This window comes from Dellaglioa sp. CoH-56-MRSF-10 (assembly GCF_056782175.1).
Genome location: NZ_JBXAYF010000029.1, coordinates 1 through 495, shown reverse-complemented (window position 1 = coordinate 495; position 495 = coordinate 1). Strand labels below are relative to the sequence as shown.

1 protein-coding gene is annotated in these 495 nt (G+C 57.0%); it reads right to left on the bottom strand.

Annotated elements, in window-relative coordinates:
- The coding region (locus AC1RP4_RS07660; protein ID WP_481763222.1) for a hypothetical protein at nt 1-279 on the bottom strand (279 nt) is incomplete at its 3' end.
- Nucleotides 280-495 lie beyond the last annotated feature (216 nt).

Below are 495 nucleotides of genomic sequence, written 5' to 3'. Positions count from 1 at the left end.
AGTCGTCGGCACCAGCGACAGTTTCACGCTGCCCGTAGCCGGGACCAAGAAGGTTTCGACCTTGTTGTAGGTAGCTTCAGCGAACGGAGCTGCCGACGTACCTGCGAACGAGAAACCAACGAACAGATCAGTTGCTTGACCCGTCGAAGGCTGCACGCCAGCAGCCGTGTTGCCTTGCGTGCGGACAACTGCTTGGCCTTCGGCCGTGAATTGAGCGCCGAGCGCAACCAGCATTTCGGTGCTTTGCTCGATCTTCGAACCCGGGAAATAGATAGACATGTGTTTTCTCCAGTGTGGAAATTAAGCAGGAGAACTGATTAATTGTGCAGTTCTCCTGTCTCCCCTTAAATTAGGGAATGTGGTTTAGAACGCTGAGAACGGGAGCTTAGCGTTGCCCGACAGAATCGCAGCGGCCGTCACCGACACTGCGCCACCGTTGTTACCCGCAAACACCCGGCGCGGTGAAGCGTAGCCCGGGCGGCCCATACGGAGTGC